The sequence below is a fragment of the Acidihalobacter prosperus genome (assembly GCF_000754095.2).
Taxonomy (GTDB): Bacteria; Pseudomonadota; Gammaproteobacteria; order DSM-5130; family Acidihalobacteraceae; genus Acidihalobacter; species Acidihalobacter prosperus.
This window is the reverse complement of the sequence record NZ_JQSG02000006.1, coordinates 848,771-863,224: the sequence shown is the minus strand read 5'-3', so window position 1 is coordinate 863,224 and position 14,454 is coordinate 848,771. Positions and strand designations below refer to the sequence as shown.

Here is a 14,454-nt window from a genome sequence, read left to right as displayed (position 1 = left end):
CGTCAGTGGGTGACGTATCCGGTCACTTCCAGGCCGAAACCGCCCAGGCCGTGCATGCGCTTGGGCGCGCTCAGCAGGCGCATGCGGCGCACGCCGAGATCGCGCAGGATCTGCGCGCCGATGCCGTAGGTACGCAATTCCTGCGGCGTGGCCGGTTTCTCGTCGGGCGCGCTCTCGGCGTCGATCAGACCAAGGCTGCGGATGCGCTTGACCATCTCGCGCGGGTCCTCGGGGTGGCACAAGACCACCACCACGCCACCTTCCTCGCCCACGCGACGCAGGGCATCGCGCAGCGGCCAGCCAAGCGGCGAGGTGGTGAACGGGATACGGTCGTTGAGCGCGTCGGTCACATGCACGCGCACCAGCGTTTCCTCTTCCGGGTGTACCGGCCCGCGGCTCAGCGCCATGTGCACCGCGCGGCTGCCGAGTTCCTGGTAGGCGGTCAGCATGAAAGCGCCGAATTCGGTTTCCACCGCCGTCTCGGCGACGCGCTCGATGGTGTGCTCGTTGGCCAGGCGGTAACGGATCAGTTCCTCGATGGTGCCGATCTTGAGACCGTGCTCGGCGGCAAGGATTTCGAGATCCGGACGACGCGCCATGCTGCCGTCCTCGTTGAGTACCTCGACGATCACCGCCGCCGGCTCGAAACCCGCCAGCCGCGCGAGGTCGACGCCGGCCTCGGTGTGGCCGGCGCGCGTCAGCACCCCGCCAGGCTGCGCCATCAGCGGGAAGATATGCCCGGGCTGGACGATGTCGGATGGTTGCGCGTTGGGCGCCACCGCGGTGCGCACGGTGTGCGCGCGGTCGTACGCCGAAATGCCGGTGGTCACGCCCTCGGCAGCCTCGATCGAAAGCGTGAAATTGGTGCCGTGCTGGTCGCCGGTGCTCGCCACCATGAGCGGCAGATCGAGCTGCCGGCAGCGCTCGCGGGTCATCGGCAGGCAGATCAGCCCGCGCCCGTAACGCGCCATGAAGTTGATGTCCTCCGGGCGCACCAGCGAGGCCACCATCAGCAGGTCGCCCTCGTTCTCGCGGTCCTCGTCGTCGACGATGACGACCATCTTGCCCTGGCGCAGATCGTCCAGGATTTCCTCGATACTGTTCAGCTTCATTGGGCCGCCTTCAATTCGTGTCCGTCAGATAGCCGTGCCTGGCCAGCAGTTCGCGCGTGATCTCGCCACCCTCGCGTGCCGCCGACTCGCCGAGCAGCAGACGCTCCAGATAGCGCGCGATCACGTCCACCTCCAGATTCACCGACTGGCCGACGCGCGCGCGTCCGAGGGTGGTTTTCTCCAGGGTATGCGGCACGATGTTGATGTCGAAACGGGCGCCGTCGACGCCGTTCACCGTGAGACTGATACCGTCTACGCAGATCGAACCCTTCTCCGCGATGTAACGCGCCAGCCGTTCCGGTGCGCGCAGCACGAATCGCACGGAACGCGCTTCGGTGCGGCGCTCGACGATTTCGCCGACGCCGTCGACGTGGCCGCTGACGAGATGCCCGCCGAGACGCGTCGTCGGCCTCATCGCCAGCTCGAGATTCACCGGCGCCCCCGCATCGAGCGAACTCAGGGTGGTGCGCGACAGGGTTTCGGCGGACACGTCGGCGGCAAACCCGCCGGCCTCGAAGGCCACCGCGGTCAGACACACGCCGTTGACCGCGATGCTGTCGCCTAGGGCCGCGTCGGCCAGATCCAGACCGGTGGCCTCGATCGCCAGTCGCGCATCGCCGCCGCGCCGCTCGATCCGCCGCAGCGAACCGACGGCCTCGATAATGCCTGTAAACATGTCTCAGCCTCTTCGCAGTTGGGCGATCAGCCGCCAGTCGTCGCCGACGCGCCGCGTCTGGGTGATCTCCAGGTGCGTGCGCTCGCCCATGTTTTCAAGCGTCGGCAGCGCGAACACGGCGCGCGCGCCGCCGCCAAGCAGATGCGGGGCCACGTAGATCACCAGCTCGTCGACCAGGCTCTCGCGCACCAGCGCACCCGCCAGCGTGGCGCCGGCCTCCACATGCACTTCGTTGATGCCGCGCCGCGCGAGCAGGCGCAACACCTCGACGAGATCGAGCCCGCGGCCCTGAACGGTGGCCGCCACGCCCACGACCTCGGCGCCTCGCGCCTCGAGCGCGGCCCGGGTCGCCGGCCGAATCCGGCCTTCGGCGGCGATCACCAGCACCTGTCCGGCCAGCCGGAAGATGCGCGCCTCCGGCGACATCCGCAGGTCGCTGTCAAGCACCACCCGCAAGGGCTGCGCCACGGCGCCGTCGATGCCCAGCTCTTCCGGTTCCAGGCGCACGTTCAGGCTGGGGTCGTCGGCCAGCACGGTATCGATGCCGGTCAGGATCGCGTCGGCGCGCGCGCGCCAGCGCTGCACGTCGTAACGCGCCGCCGCATCGGTGATCCAGCGGCTCTCGCCGGAGGCAAGCGCGGTGCAGGCATCCAGGCTCATCGCGCTTTTCACGCGCACCCAGGGCAGGCCGCGCGTCATGCGGTTGATGAAGCCGGGATTGAGCGCCCGCGCAGAGGGCTCCAGCAGGCCGCTGCCGACCTCGATGCCGGCGGCGGACAGGCGCGCCAGCCCGCCGCCGGCGACCAGCGGGTTGGGATCGCGCATGGCCGCGACCACGCGCGACACGCCGGCCTCGACCAGCGCGTCGGCGCAGGGCGGCGTGCGGCCGTGGTGGCAGCAGGGCTCCAGGGTGACGTAGGCCGTCGCGCCGCGCGCGCGCGCCCCCGCCGCCCGCAGCGCGTGAACCTCCGCATGCGGCTCGCCGGCGCGGGCATGGAAACCCTCGCCGACCACCTCGCCGTCACGCACCAACACGCAGCCGACGCGCGGATTCGGGTGAGTGGTGTACAGGCCTCGCCGCGCGAGCTGCAGCGCACGGGCCATGTGTCCGGCATCGGCGGGCGTGAAGGCCATGTCAGTCGCCGGCGCGGGGCCGGTCGTCCTCATCCAGCAGCGGGATCTGATCCTCGCGCGCCGCCGGCGGCGGCTCGCGCTCCAGCCGCTCGATCACCTCGCGAAAGGCGGCGACGTCCTCGAAGCTCATGTAGACGGAGGCGAAGCGCACGTAGGCCACTTCGTCGAGCGCGCGCAGCTCGTCCATCACCCAGTCGCCGATGCGCTGGGCGTCCAGCTCGCGCTCGCCCTGGGCGAGCACGCGGCGCTTGATGCGGTTGATCGCGGCCTCGACCAGTTCGGTCGCCACCGGGCGCTTCTCCAGCGCGTGCAGCATGCCGCCACGCAGCTTGGCCTCGCTGAACGGCTCTCGCGCGCCGCCGCGCTTGATCACGCGCGGCAGATTCAGCTCGGCGGTTTCGTAGGTGGTGAAGCGCTCGCCGCAGTCCACGCACTCGCGGCGGCGGCGTACCTGGTCGCCCTCATTGGACAGCCGCGAGTCGATGACCCGCGTATCCGGATGCTGGCAGAAGGGACAGCGCACGGCGGCGGCGCGTCGTCCGGCGCCTTATTCGCCGTACACCGGGAAACGGCGGCAGAGTGCCATCGCCTGCTCGCGCACGGAAGCTTCGACGCGTTCGTCGCCAAGCTTGTCCAGCACGTCGCACATCCAGCCGGCCAGATCCGTGCACTCGGCTTCGCCGAAGCCGCGCGTGGTAGCCGCCGGGGTGCCGATGCGCAGACCGCTGGTCACGAACGGTTTCTGCGGATCGTTGGGCACCGCGTTCTTGTTCACCGTGATGTGCGCGCGTTCCAGCGCCGCCTCGGCATCCTTGCCGGTCAGCCCGCGCGAGATCAGGCTGAGCAGGAACAGGTGGTTGTCCGTGCCGCCGGACACCACCTCGTAGCCGCGCGCGATGAACACCTTGGCCATCGCGCGCGCATTCACCACCACCTGCTTCTGGTAATCCTTGAAGCCCGGCTCCAACGCCTCCCTGAAGGCCACCGCCTTGGCCGCGATCACGTGCATCAGCGGACCGCCCTGAATGCCGGGGAAGATCGCGGAATTGAGTTTCTTCTCGATCTCGGGGTTGGCCTTCGCCAGGATCAGGCCGCCGCGCGGACCGCGCAGGGTCTTGTGCGTGGTCGTGGTGGTCACGTCGGCGATGGCCACCGGGCTGGGATACACGCCGGCGGCGACCAGTCCGGCCACATGCGCCATGTCCACCATCAAGTAGGCGCCGACTTCATCCGCGATGTCGCGGAAGCGCTGCCAGTTGACGATGCGCGAATAGGCCGAGAAGCCCGCCACGATCATGCGCGGGCGATGCTCCAGTGCCAGGCGGCGCACCTCGTCGTAGTCGATCTCGCCGCTTGTCGCGTCGATGCCGTATTGCACCGAGTTGTAGGTCTTGCCGGAGAAATTGACCTTGGCGCCGTGGGTCAGGTGGCCGCCGTGGGCGAGACTCATACCGAGCACGGTATCGCCCGGATTGAGCAGCGCCATGTATACCGCGCCGTTGGCCTGCGAGCCGGAATGCGGCTGCACGTTTGCGTAATCCGCGCCGAAGAGCTGCTTGGCGCGGTCGATGGCAAGCTGCTCGGCGATATCGACGAACTCGCAGCCGCCGTAATAGCGCTTGCCCGGATAGCCCTCGGCGTACTTGTTGGTCAGCACCGAACCCTGCGCCTCCAGCACACGGGGGCTGGCATAGTTCTCCGAGGCGATCAGCTCGATGTACTCCTCCTGCCGGCGGGCCTCGCCCTCGATAGAGCCCCACAGCTCGTCGTCGTATCCGGCTATCCCCATATGAATCGAAAACATCGGCCGTCCCTCGGAAATCCTGACTGGAAAGGGCGAGCAGTATACGCCTATCCGCCGCCCCTCACAGCACGACCGGGCCAGGCCCGCTCAGGCCCGCAGGATCAGCGCCACCGCATGCGCGGCCACGCCCTCCTCGCGCCCGGCGAAGCCCAGCCGCTCCGTGGTCGTCGCCTTCACGTTCACCCGCTCGAACTCGACTGCCAGGTCCGCCGCCAGGTGCGTGCGCATCGCCTCGATGTGCGGGGCCAGCTTCGGCGCCTGCGCGATCACGGTGCAATCCACGTTGCCCACCCGCCAGCCGTGCTCCAGCAGCTTCTGCAACACCGCCCGCAGCAGCGCACGGCTGTCCGCCCCCGCATAACGCGGGTCCGTATCCGGGAAATGCCGTCCGATGTCCCCCAGCGCCGCCGCGCCGAGCAGGGCATCGCACAGCGCGTGGATCAGCACGTCGCCGTCCGAATGCGCCTTGAACGCGCGGTCATGCGCGATGCGCACCCCGCCGAGCATCAGATGATCGCCCGCCTCAAAGGCGTGCACGTCGTAACCGTGGCCGATACGCATGTCCATCATGCCTGCCGCTCCAACTCCGAAAGCCCTCTACATTACATGTCCAAAGGACAGACCACACCACGTTCGCTCTCGCTCAACGCATGCATACGGTTCATCAATGTCGCCTGAACGCCAACCGCCAGAGACCACGAATGCGATTGCTTGGCTATGGGGAATGAGGAGACCAGAGCGTGACGCCAGGAATGCACGTAACGATGTAACAGCCTTGGCGGCGCCATCTAGGCGTCATAGGAGACTTAATATGCAGTTGCCATGATCGCGCTGATGCAACCCGCTCATTCGCCGCAACGCGAGTGATTCACGCCAGGAGATCGGCAAAATCACCCACGCCATAGGAGCAAGGCGCCATGATCCCACAACCGCTGATTGCCGTCGCTGACATTGGCGTGACCAGCGTCTGGTATCAATCCGTGCTTGGCCTCGGAAACGGGCACGGCGTCAACGAATACGAGCAGCTTATCCTTGGTGGGCGCATGGTCATGCAAATACATCGCCGGGATGCACACGAACACCCTTTTCTCGACGATCCGATGCGGGAACCCCATGGCAATGGGGCTATCCTCTGGTTCAAAACAGATCGGTTCAACGATATATTGGAGCGAATCAAGAACCCAAAAACCCATGTGCTGGAGGGACCGCATATTAACCGCGATGCCCACCATCGCGAGATATGGCTTCGAGGCCCGAATGGCTATGTGGTCGTTGTGGCGGAACCCATGAGAATTCGAACCTCACGGTCGTGAAATGCCGCATCACAGCCTATTCGGGAGAATCCACGACACGCTGCGTTTTATTCCGGAAACCAGGCTCCATCGCCTGACCGTATGTAGTCACCCGAATCACAGGAGGCTTCGGTGGGTCGGATCGTAGTGATGAACCACTTGACATTGGATGGGGTAATGCAAGCCCCGGCGCGCCTCGATGAAGATAAGCGTGGTGAGTTCACGCATGGCGGCTGGGCCAGATCGACTGCGGAAACAGGCGAAGAGATGGGGAAGGCGATGAACCGACGGATCGCAGCCGGAGGCGGCTTGGCGGGGTGGTTGTTTGGGCGCCTAACCTACGATGATCTCTTGGGATACTGGAACCGCGAGGGCGGATCGTTCAAGGAAGCTCTGAATAGAACACCCAAATATGTTGCATCATCCACGCCCTCACTCCCTTTGCCCTGGCCAAACTCGACGCTGCTACACGGCGACATCCCGAAGCGCATACAAGCACTCAAGAATCAAACGACTGGCGTTCTCGGCATCATGGGAAGTGGACAGTTGATTAAAACACTAATGTTTGCCGGCATGATTGACGAATACATGCTGATGATTCACCCACTGGTCCTCGGGAGTGGGCGCCGTTTATTCCCGGAGCGGCTGGAATTACCACTGACGTTGATAGACTGCGCCACATTGCCCGCCGGCATCGTGATTGCCACCTATGAACCACAAAAGCAAGGGCGTTAAAAAACGCTTCACTCCCGATGATCCGAACAGCGCCCCACCTATTGGCCACAACCACTGAGCCACGACATTGAACACTATCGCCCCCCGCACACAGGCGAAGCAAAATCACGGGACGCCATACTGCCGATCTTTGAAATGCATCTATCGCGATAATAATCGACTTAAAATCAATACCATGCCAAAGGCAAACCTTGTTGACCTAACCAAAAATCAAAGCAATCCATTCAATTCATGGCACAAGCAGATTTGACATGATCTCGGTAAAAACCGTTCGCGTCGTCGTCTCAGCGCTGCTCGCCATCGTCGCGTGGTTGGCGTTGCTGTTGCAGTTGCGCCTTTCCATTCAGTTCAGCCTCAGCAACGGCAAGTCGATCGCCAACGGACTCATCGTTTTTTTGGGTTATTTCACCATACTCACGAACATTTTCATGGCACTGGTTGGCACGGCCGGGGCATTTAGCTGGAAGTTCAAAACATCGGTTTGGCTATACCGCCCTCCAATGGTCGGCTGCGCAACAACCTCTATTCTGCTTGTTGGCATCGCCTATCACCTTCTTCTACGCGACATCTGGTCACCGCAAGGCGCACAGCTAATAGCTGACAACTTGCTACACTATGTCATCCCCATCGGCGCTCTTGCACATTGGCTATTCTACCGGCGCACAGATAGTCTGGCAGTTTGGATGCCTTTCGCCTGGTCCCTTTACCCCATCATTTACCTAGTGTACGCGCTCACGCGCGGAGAATTGTTGGGATATTATCCTTATCCGTTCATTGACGTCACCGCGCTGGGATACCAGCAGGTAATCATCAACGCGCTGGGTCTTCTGTCTGCCTTCGTCGCATTGGGCTTCGCCGTATTGGGAGTCGACCGCATCATGACTTCACGCAGTACGCAATGACCGTCCAATCAATCGAGGCCAGCTCTGGACACCACCGACACAACGAATGCAGATGAAGCACCTGCATCGGCAGTGTCTGCGCAAGGCCTATAAAAGCATACATTACCGCCCTTCATTAAAACGACATAACCATCTGCTAATTCTCCGAAAGGGTGAGCTTCACGCATACCGAATCAGTCACTTGATTAACGGGCGTGGTCACCTATGCTAAGTCGGCTTGTTCATGAAGCGCTTCGGACAAGCCATACGACCAACAACAACAAAAGGATAAAAAAGGATGAGAAAGCTGGGCTACGCTGCAGTGATCGGAACACTGGTTGCCACCACCGCCGGATGCGCCACCAATACGCCTCCGCTGGTTGCGCAGGACAAGACCTATACGACGCATGGGCAAAAACTCGTTTTTGGAGGTTCCTACGACAAGCACAAAAATCTGCTGACCATTTTAGTGAACGGCGATCCCGTCATGCGAGGCGAATTCCCGCCCTTCACGCCGAAAAAAGTGATGCATGGCACCTACAAGGGCATGACGATCGGCGCCAACTGCTACTTCGGCACCATCCTCAGCAGCAAGGGCGGCCTGGTCGGCATCATTGCCGGCGCGGTGCAGGACAGTCACGACAAAAGTGGCGACCAATGCAAGATTTCCGTCAACGACGGCCAGGCCGCCACGCTTTACTTCTAAATCGGTCGTTCCGGGGTGGCCTGCGGTTCAGCAGGCCACCCGCCCTTCTTGAAGGCGCGCGTGCCAATCACGGCACAGCCTCGCGCAACACGCGCCCGATCCAAGGCGGCTTCTCACGTCCGCACACAGCGCGAATTCGGGCGTTCATGAGTATCCGGCAGCCCAATCACATTGGTCTGACACGAGCGGATGCGCCACAGGCAAGCGGCCCGCGCATCGCCCGGCGCCACCTTCGATTCGATTCCGCTTATCACGCGATCATGGTCCATAGTCACGGTCAGACAAGCCGAAACTTCATCCACGTTGCGCACCGAAGCATTTTCGCCTGATCGGCTCCGTGCTGCCAGCGGTCCGCCCGGTCATTCCTCGGGTCGGCCGCTTGGCCTCAACCCCGGGCAGCCACGGAAACGGGAACTCATGATCATACCCGCCATCATGGTCTTTCTCTTGACCGCACCCTATCTCGTAGTGCGTGCGTTCGCGGCCATCGCCCGCCGCGATTGCGCCCCACACCCTCCCGCCGCCATCGGACTCGCCGCTCTGTTCACCTTCACCGGCATCGGCCATTTCATCCTGACGGAGCCGATGGCCGACATGCTGCCGCCATTCGTGCCCGCACGCGTGCCCACCATCTATTCGGCCGGGCTTCTGGCGTTCGTTATGGCGATAGGCTTTATCGTCAGGAAATACCGCCGCATCGCGGGCTGGCTCGCAGCCGCGAGCCTGGTTTCGTTTTTCCCGGCCAACATCTATGCTGCGATCAATCAGGTGCCGATGAAGGGCCATGCCTGGGGGCCGGTTTGTCTGTTGATCCGCGCGCCGCTTCAGGCTGTCATCCTGCTTTGGGCCCACTGGTTTACAATTCGACAACCCGGTGCGGCGGCCAGAACGAACGCATGGCGCGACGCCCCTGACGGTCGATGGATTAAAATTTGCAATGGACAACGTACTGCCTGACCACTTCAAGACCGAACGCCTGTTGCTGCGCAAGCCGGCTTACGCCGATGCCGCCGAAATCTTTTCCCGCTACGCACAGGACACGGCGGTCTCGAGGTTCATGACCTGGCGCCCGCTTGCGCGTTTGTACGAGGCCCAGGCGTTCATCGGGCAGGCCATCGACGACTGGGACAAGGGGACTCGCCGAGCCTATGTTCTGGAGCTTGCGCCGCGAGGCGACGGCCCCGTGGGCATGCTGGATGCACGCCACATCAACCGTCACACGATCGATGTCGGCTACGTCCTGGCACGCCCGCAGTGGGGCAACGGCCTGATGCCTGAAGCCTTGTCGGCGCTGACGGCCATTGCGTTGTCGTACGCCGCCATATTCAGGGTCCAGGCGACCTGCGACGTCGACAATATCGCATCGGCTCGCACACTGGAAAAGGCGGGCTTTGCCAGGGAGGCCCGCCTGGAGCGCTATCTGGTCCATCCGAACATCGACGATGCGCCACGCCCATGCTTCATGTATGCGCGATGCCGATAGCATGAAGCCGGCCCAGCACCGCGGCAGACAGGCTTGTCGGCCCGGAATATCCGCTAGATGGGTGGCGCAGCCGTGCCGGCGGCCGACCCGACACGGGTCGCGCCGCGGCTGGACATGGATGCGATAGGGTCCATGAACCTTCGCGCGCATACGGGCACACTGATATTTTTCTGCGGCAAGATGGGCGCTGGGAAATCGACTCTGGCGAAAACCATCGCCGATGAGATACATGCCGTTTTGCTTGTGGAGGACGAATGGCTGGCTGCCCTCTACCCGAACCAGATTGCGACGCTGGGCGATTACGCCCAGTACGCCGGCCGCCTCAAACCTCTGATCGGGCCGCTGGTGCAATCGATACTGACCGCCGGCACGGACGTGGTGATGGATTTTCCCGCCAATACCGTTGCCCAGCGGGCATGGTTCAGAACGCTGTTTACGGCGGCCAAGGCGCCTCACAGCCTGGTTTTCGTCGACATGTCCGACGAAACCTGTCTCAAGAGAATCGAGGCGAGGCGCACCCGGCAACCCGAAAGAGCGTCTACCGATACGGCAGAAATGTTCGAACGAGTCACGCAATACTTTGTCGAACCCGCACCGGCGGAAGGCTTCGACGTAACCAGAATTGACGAGCGTCCCTAGTCCGTCGGGCGCCTCTCCCTAGCCACGCGCGCCAGACCGACGCCCGTTCATCACCCTGCGAGCCTGCCATGGAATTCTTTGCCGAAATCCCGGACCCCGACACTTCCATCGACCACATTCGCCAGACCGTGACCATCGAGCGTCTACCAGACCTGTGCGCCTCGATCGAATCCGTGCTGTCGTCCACCCCGGACGGATACGGCGAGATCTACTGTGTGTGGGGCCGCTTCCGCGTCGCGCGCGAGCCTATCCATAATGGCGTACGCTTTTCCTTGCTGAACTGCCCTCATGCACTGGCGTGGACCGTGGCCCTGCACGAAAATCCGCGCGCACTCGTCGTGCACTGCACCATCGACGACAAAGCCGTCGAGCAGGAGTTCGCCGAATCCATCGAGCAATTCGTGGCGGATTTCGCGCAAGGCCTGGGTGACAACCCGTTGCGGAGCGCATGACAGAACGACACGCAGCGCGCATGCCGCATGACGATGCTGGTATAAAGGGAAAAACGCCTACGCAACGCAAACCGGGGGTCCAATGCGCTGGAAAGGCATTCATCACGTCGAGTTTTCGGTGCTCGAATATGAAAAGTCCGTCCGCTTCTTCGATGCCATGTTCGGCTGGCTCGGCTACAAGAGTTTCTGGACGCTCGACATCGGCTACCGGTCGACGTACTACATGGCGCGCCTCCCCTTTTTCCACAGCTATGTCGGCATCCAGCCGGCGTCGGGCGGAGACAGACTGGACCCGGAGCAACAGCTGCCCGGCATTCACCACGTGGCGCTGTGGGCCAGAAACCGACGCGAAATCGACGATTTCCACCAGGGATTCTTGCTGCCTAACGGTATCGAGGTTTCGGACCCGCCCGCCGAATACGCCGTCTACACGCCCGGCTATTACGCCGTGTTCTTCAACGATCCTTACACAGGCATCCATTTCGAACTCAGCCATACCCCGCTGATACCCTCCCCTTCCGCGTACAGGCGATGGATCGCAGCGCTCAAGGAGGAATGGAAAAAACATCCCGAATGGGACCAGCCGCCCTGGAAGGCCGCCATGCGCCGCCTGCCGCCCAAACCCGTAAAATAAACATTCCGAGCCTAGCGTCTGCGCGCTCACGAATCGATCCATCAGGCAAACGACATGTATTACATCCTCTTCTACGATTACGTCGAAAACATCATCGAGCGGCGCACGCCGTTCAGGCAGGCCCATCTGGCGCTCACCGAAGAATATGTCCACCGCGGCGAACTGCTGCTGGGCGGCGCGTATGCCGATCCGGCGGACGGTGCGGCGCTGATCTTCAAGACCGAGGACCGCAGCCGGGTGGAATCCTTCGTCGCAAACGATCCTTACGTGCGCAACCGTCTGGTGACCGGATGGCGTATTCGCGAGTGGACGGTCGTCGTCGGCTCGGCACTTTGAATTCCCGCAGCCCCCAACCCTCAAAGGCCGTCACCTTGCTGAACCAACGTCTACTGCACGCGAATCGCGACGACATCGACGCACTGCAGATGCTTCTGGAACAGGCACCCGGCTACTCGCTGACCATTCAGAACCGTCTGCCCGCGCCGGGAGATGCGGAACAGGCCTTGCTGGATTTGCCTCCCGGCAAGACGATGGACGATAAACATTTCTACGCCTACCTGCTGCACGACAACGTCATCGGCTGCGCCGACCTTCTTCGCGGCTACCCCGAACCCGATATCGCCTATATCGGGCTGTTGCTGTTTGCCGAAAGCCATCAGGGTTGCGGATACGGAACCCTCGCGCTGGAAAACCTACGTGCTCAGGCTCGCCACTGGAACTGCGGAACACTGCGCATTGCCGTCGTCGAGAAAAACACGCAGGCACTGAAATTCTGGCGGCGTGCAGGCTTCGCCGAGCTATATCGGACACCCGCCCCGGAATACACTGGCGACGCCGTCGTCATGCAGGCGACCGCATAACCCTCCCACACACCAAACGGCAGCGACCGCTATCGAGACGGACCCTCTCACCATGCCTGGCCCCCTCATCTGTGCCGTTATGATTCCCACATCCGCGCCTGAGGCCGCGGCAGCATGGTATGCCCGCATTTTTCCCGCAGCGGATCGCGAAACGCTTGAAATGGATGCCGTACCGATACTGCGTTTTCCCGATCTACAGATCGAATTCGTGCTTGCGGACGGCAAATCGCCTTCCGGTACGGCCGGCAGCATCGTCTATTGGTCGGTCGACGACTTCGCAGACGAACTCGCGCGTATTCTGAACCTCGGCGCAACGCTCTATCGCGGGCCATTGCGCATCGAAAACGGACAGCACATGTGCCAGCTGCAGGACCCCTGGGGCAACTGCCTCGGCTTGCGCGGGCCTCATACCGCACCGGTCGCGCCATGATCGTCGAAGTGGTGCCTTACGACCCGGCGTGGCCGGCGCACTTCGAACGCGAGCGACATGCCCTGTTCGAGGCGCTGCCCGCCGTGATCGGAGCCGTCCACCATATCGGCAGCACCTCGGTCGAGGGACTCGCCGCCAAACCCATCATCGACATGCTCATGGAAGTGCGCAGCCTGCGCGAGCTGGACGCCACCGCGGAATCGCTCGCCGCGCTGGGTTACGAGGCGCTCGGCGAATACGGCATTGCGGGCAGACGTTATTTCCGCAAAGGGGGGATGCGCAGAACGCATCAGATCCACGCCTTCGCGACCGGCGACGAAAACATACTCAGGCACCTCGCGTTTCGCGATTACCTGATATCGAACCCCGACGTGCGCGTCCGCTACGCGGAATTGAAAATCGGGCTGGCCGCCAGCTGCAACAACGATATCGACACGTACTGCGCCGGCAAGGACACCTTCGTCAAACATCACGAACAAAGGGCCCTGGCATTACGCGCGGCAGAACAGCGCGCGAAGCGGCGTGTCAATGCGCGCGACTGACTCGCCCCTGCAGATCGATTACCTTGCGGATCGACCGGAGCTGTTGCCGGAACTCGCCCGTCTGCAACATGCCGAGTGGGGGCGCTTCAACTCAGGGCGGACCCTCGACGAGCGCATCGCAAACCTCCAGCGCTGCAGTCTCGGGCGTACGGTTCCCACCACCGTCATCGCCACGCAGGGCGGCATCCTGCTGGGTTCCGCGATGCTGGTCGATCACGACATGAGCACCCGGCCGGACATTTCACCCTGGCTGGCCGGCGTGCTCGTCAAACCCGAGTTTCGTCGGCGGGGCATCGCGACAAGGCTCATCGAACGGATCGAACGGGAGGCCACGTCACTCGGGATTCCGACACTCCATCTCTACACCGACACGGCATCCGCGTTTTACGCCAAGCGCGGCTGGATATGGGTGGAAGACTGCGCGTACAGAAACGTTCGCGTGACCATCATGCGACGGACCCTGGCCGGGTAATCGCAGCGTTGGCTCGCCCCGTGTCGGCCTGCCGAATTTTTCCCGCCGAACCGACTGACGCAGCCGCATGCCGAACATATCGGCATGCTCAAATACCGGACGGAACCGAACGGCGCGTGCCTGCATCTACAGTATGCCGATCGCGTAACCGAATAATGCCGTTTCAATAAAAACCCAGGGCAGACCATGAACATCGACAGCCTCGACCACCTCGTGCTGACCGTGCAGGACATCGACGCCAGCTGCGCCTTTTACACCGAAGCATTGGGCATGCAGGTCGTCACCTTCGGCGCGGGACGCAAGGCGCTGCGTTTCGGTACGCAGAAAATCAATCTGCACGCCCACGGACACGAATTCGAACCCAAGGCCCGGCAGCCGGCTCCGGGATCGGCAGACCTGTGTTTCCTGACCTCGGTTCCGATCGACGAGGTCGGCCGCCATCTCGCGAGCTGCGGCGTCGAAATGCTCGGCGCTCCCGTCGCCCGGACCGGCGCCACCGGCCCCATCCTCTCCATCTACTGCCGCGACCCGGACGGCAATCTGATCGAGATATCGAACCGGGTGCCACACAGCGAAAAACCGACGTGACCGTAACCGTACGT

At 62.8% G+C, this 14,454-nt stretch carries 21 protein-coding genes; 15 read left to right on the top strand and 6 right to left on the bottom strand.

The features are described from left to right. Window positions 1–2 precede the first annotated feature (2 nt). The 6 genes from ribBA to ispF all read right to left on the bottom strand — a co-directional run bounded on the left by ribBA (window position 3) and on the right by ispF (window position 5,296). Window positions 3–1,112, bottom strand: a complete 1,110-nt coding sequence (ribBA, locus tag THPRO_RS14835; protein ID WP_038091118.1) for a bifunctional 3,4-dihydroxy-2-butanone-4-phosphate synthase/GTP cyclohydrolase II — start codon at window positions 1,110–1,112, stop codon at window positions 3–5. A 10-nt stretch (window positions 1,113–1,122) separates the two neighbouring features. After that, the gene (locus THPRO_RS14830; protein WP_038091117.1) at window positions 1,123–1,788 is read right to left on the bottom strand and encodes a riboflavin synthase; all 666 of its coding nucleotides are present in this window, start codon (window positions 1,786–1,788) and stop codon (window positions 1,123–1,125) included. A gap of 3 nt (window positions 1,789–1,791) precedes the next feature. After that, window positions 1,792–2,922, bottom strand: coding sequence for a bifunctional diaminohydroxyphosphoribosylaminopyrimidine deaminase/5-amino-6-(5-phosphoribosylamino)uracil reductase RibD (ribD, locus tag THPRO_RS14825; protein ID WP_236717330.1), 1,131 nt, complete (start codon window positions 2,920–2,922; stop codon window positions 1,792–1,794). A gap of 1 nt (window position 2,923) precedes the next feature. Further along, a complete protein-coding gene (gene nrdR / locus THPRO_RS14820) occupies window positions 2,924–3,445 on the bottom strand; it encodes a transcriptional regulator NrdR (protein ID WP_038091116.1) in 522 nt (173 codons plus the stop codon). Window positions 3,446–3,469: 24 nt separating this feature from the next. Further along, complete coding sequence (gene glyA / locus THPRO_RS14815; RefSeq protein ID WP_038091115.1) at window positions 3,470–4,726, bottom strand: serine hydroxymethyltransferase; 1,257 nt, start codon at window positions 4,724–4,726, stop codon at window positions 3,470–3,472. 87 nt (window positions 4,727–4,813) lie between these two features. Continuing rightward, entirely contained in the window at window positions 4,814–5,296 is a 483-nt protein-coding gene (gene ispF, locus THPRO_RS14810) for a 2-C-methyl-D-erythritol 2,4-cyclodiphosphate synthase (RefSeq protein WP_236717329.1), read from the bottom strand. A 347-nt stretch (window positions 5,297–5,643) separates the two neighbouring features. On the opposite strand from ispF, the gene THPRO_RS16445 reads away from it, so the two are divergent. The 15 genes from THPRO_RS16445 (at window position 5,644) to THPRO_RS14735 (ending at window position 14,440) form a co-directional block, all read left to right on the top strand. Then, on the top strand, window positions 5,644–6,039 hold the full coding sequence (locus tag THPRO_RS16445; protein ID WP_082954683.1) for a VOC family protein: 396 nt from the start codon (window positions 5,644–5,646) through the stop codon (window positions 6,037–6,039). A 129-nt stretch (window positions 6,040–6,168) separates the two neighbouring features. Continuing rightward, complete coding sequence (locus THPRO_RS14800) at window positions 6,169–6,753, top strand: dihydrofolate reductase family protein (RefSeq protein ID WP_082954682.1); 585 nt, start codon at window positions 6,169–6,171, stop codon at window positions 6,751–6,753. 251 nt (window positions 6,754–7,004) lie between these two features. Further along, window positions 7,005–7,655 carry a Pr6Pr family membrane protein gene (locus THPRO_RS14795; protein WP_038091107.1) on the top strand — a complete coding sequence of 217 codons (651 nt, stop codon included), beginning with the start codon at window positions 7,005–7,007 and terminating at the stop codon, window positions 7,653–7,655. Between the two features lie 277 nt (window positions 7,656–7,932). Continuing rightward, the gene (locus THPRO_RS14790; RefSeq protein WP_038091104.1) at window positions 7,933–8,340 is read left to right on the top strand and encodes a hypothetical protein; all 408 of its coding nucleotides are present in this window, start codon (window positions 7,933–7,935) and stop codon (window positions 8,338–8,340) included. A 417-nt stretch (window positions 8,341–8,757) separates the two neighbouring features. Then, complete coding sequence (locus tag THPRO_RS14785; protein ID WP_065089810.1) at window positions 8,758–9,297, top strand: DoxX family protein; 540 nt, start codon at window positions 8,758–8,760, stop codon at window positions 9,295–9,297. Continuing rightward, entirely contained in the window at window positions 9,278–9,823 is a 546-nt protein-coding gene (locus tag THPRO_RS14780) for a GNAT family N-acetyltransferase (protein WP_038091100.1), read from the top strand. Before THPRO_RS14785 ends, THPRO_RS14780 begins: the two co-directional genes overlap by 20 nt. A gap of 72 nt (window positions 9,824–9,895) precedes the next feature. Then, window positions 9,896–10,462, top strand: coding sequence for an AAA family ATPase (locus tag THPRO_RS14775; RefSeq protein WP_236717328.1), 567 nt, complete (start codon window positions 9,896–9,898; stop codon window positions 10,460–10,462). A 68-nt stretch (window positions 10,463–10,530) separates the two neighbouring features. Next, on the top strand, window positions 10,531–10,914 hold the full coding sequence (locus tag THPRO_RS14770) for a hypothetical protein (RefSeq protein WP_065089809.1): 384 nt from the start codon (window positions 10,531–10,533) through the stop codon (window positions 10,912–10,914). Window positions 10,915–10,996: 82 nt separating this feature from the next. Beyond that, complete coding sequence (locus THPRO_RS14765) at window positions 10,997–11,548, top strand: VOC family protein (protein WP_065089808.1); 552 nt, start codon at window positions 10,997–10,999, stop codon at window positions 11,546–11,548. 54 nt (window positions 11,549–11,602) lie between these two features. After that, complete coding sequence (locus THPRO_RS14760; RefSeq protein WP_038091093.1) at window positions 11,603–11,884, top strand: YciI-like protein; 282 nt, start codon at window positions 11,603–11,605, stop codon at window positions 11,882–11,884. Continuing rightward, a complete protein-coding gene (locus tag THPRO_RS14755; protein WP_161490001.1) occupies window positions 11,854–12,408 on the top strand; it encodes a GNAT family N-acetyltransferase in 555 nt (184 codons plus the stop codon). Before THPRO_RS14760 ends, THPRO_RS14755 begins: the two co-directional genes overlap by 31 nt. A gap of 160 nt (window positions 12,409–12,568) precedes the next feature. After that, complete coding sequence (locus THPRO_RS14750; RefSeq protein ID WP_201787004.1) at window positions 12,569–12,838, top strand: VOC family protein; 270 nt, start codon at window positions 12,569–12,571, stop codon at window positions 12,836–12,838. Further along, a complete protein-coding gene (locus THPRO_RS14745; RefSeq protein WP_065089807.1) occupies window positions 12,835–13,380 on the top strand; it encodes a GrpB family protein in 546 nt (181 codons plus the stop codon). The genes THPRO_RS14750 and THPRO_RS14745 overlap by 4 nt, the downstream gene beginning before the upstream one ends. Beyond that, window positions 13,367–13,852 carry a GNAT family N-acetyltransferase gene (locus THPRO_RS14740; RefSeq protein ID WP_052064477.1) on the top strand — a complete coding sequence of 162 codons (486 nt, stop codon included), beginning with the start codon at window positions 13,367–13,369 and terminating at the stop codon, window positions 13,850–13,852. The genes THPRO_RS14745 and THPRO_RS14740 overlap by 14 nt, the downstream gene beginning before the upstream one ends. 186 nt (window positions 13,853–14,038) lie before the next feature. After that, window positions 14,039–14,440, top strand: coding sequence for a VOC family protein (locus tag THPRO_RS14735; protein ID WP_038091077.1), 402 nt, complete (start codon window positions 14,039–14,041; stop codon window positions 14,438–14,440). Window positions 14,441–14,454: the final 14 nt, after the last annotated feature.

Excerpts from the sequence above, each read along its gene's own strand:
- THPRO_RS14830 (WP_038091117.1), bottom strand. The coding sequence starts at position 1,788 with ATGTTTACAGGCATTATCGAGGCCGTCGGTTCGCTGCGGCGGATCGAG.
- THPRO_RS14790 (WP_038091104.1), top strand. The coding sequence starts at position 7,933 with ATGAGAAAGCTGGGCTACGCTGCAGTGATCGGAACACTGGTTGCCACC.
- THPRO_RS14765 (WP_065089808.1), top strand. The coding sequence starts at position 10,997 with ATGCGCTGGAAAGGCATTCATCACGTCGAGTTTTCGGTGCTCGAATAT.
- THPRO_RS14770 (WP_065089809.1), top strand. The coding sequence starts at position 10,531 with ATGGAATTCTTTGCCGAAATCCCGGACCCCGACACTTCCATCGACCAC.
- THPRO_RS14780 (WP_038091100.1), top strand. The coding sequence starts at position 9,278 with ATGGACAACGTACTGCCTGACCACTTCAAGACCGAACGCCTGTTGCTG.
- THPRO_RS14800 (WP_082954682.1), top strand. The coding sequence starts at position 6,169 with ATGAACCACTTGACATTGGATGGGGTAATGCAAGCCCCGGCGCGCCTC.
- THPRO_RS14745 (WP_065089807.1), top strand. The coding sequence starts at position 12,835 with ATGATCGTCGAAGTGGTGCCTTACGACCCGGCGTGGCCGGCGCACTTC.
- THPRO_RS14750 (WP_201787004.1), top strand. The coding sequence starts at position 12,569 with ATGGATGCCGTACCGATACTGCGTTTTCCCGATCTACAGATCGAATTC.
- ispF (WP_236717329.1), bottom strand. The coding sequence starts at position 5,296 with ATGATGGACATGCGTATCGGCCACGGTTACGACGTGCACGCCTTTGAG.
- THPRO_RS14795 (WP_038091107.1), top strand. The coding sequence starts at position 7,005 with ATGATCTCGGTAAAAACCGTTCGCGTCGTCGTCTCAGCGCTGCTCGCC.
- THPRO_RS16445 (WP_082954683.1), top strand. The coding sequence starts at position 5,644 with ATGATCCCACAACCGCTGATTGCCGTCGCTGACATTGGCGTGACCAGC.
- THPRO_RS14785 (WP_065089810.1), top strand. The coding sequence starts at position 8,758 with ATGATCATACCCGCCATCATGGTCTTTCTCTTGACCGCACCCTATCTC.
- THPRO_RS14735 (WP_038091077.1), top strand. The coding sequence starts at position 14,039 with ATGAACATCGACAGCCTCGACCACCTCGTGCTGACCGTGCAGGACATC.
- ribD (WP_236717330.1), bottom strand. The coding sequence starts at position 2,922 with ATGGCCTTCACGCCCGCCGATGCCGGACACATGGCCCGTGCGCTGCAG.
- ribBA (WP_038091118.1), bottom strand. The coding sequence starts at position 1,112 with ATGAAGCTGAACAGTATCGAGGAAATCCTGGACGATCTGCGCCAGGGC.
- THPRO_RS14740 (WP_052064477.1), top strand. The coding sequence starts at position 13,367 with ATGCGCGCGACTGACTCGCCCCTGCAGATCGATTACCTTGCGGATCGA.
- glyA (WP_038091115.1), bottom strand. The coding sequence starts at position 4,726 with ATGTTTTCGATTCATATGGGGATAGCCGGATACGACGACGAGCTGTGG.
- THPRO_RS14760 (WP_038091093.1), top strand. The coding sequence starts at position 11,603 with ATGTATTACATCCTCTTCTACGATTACGTCGAAAACATCATCGAGCGG.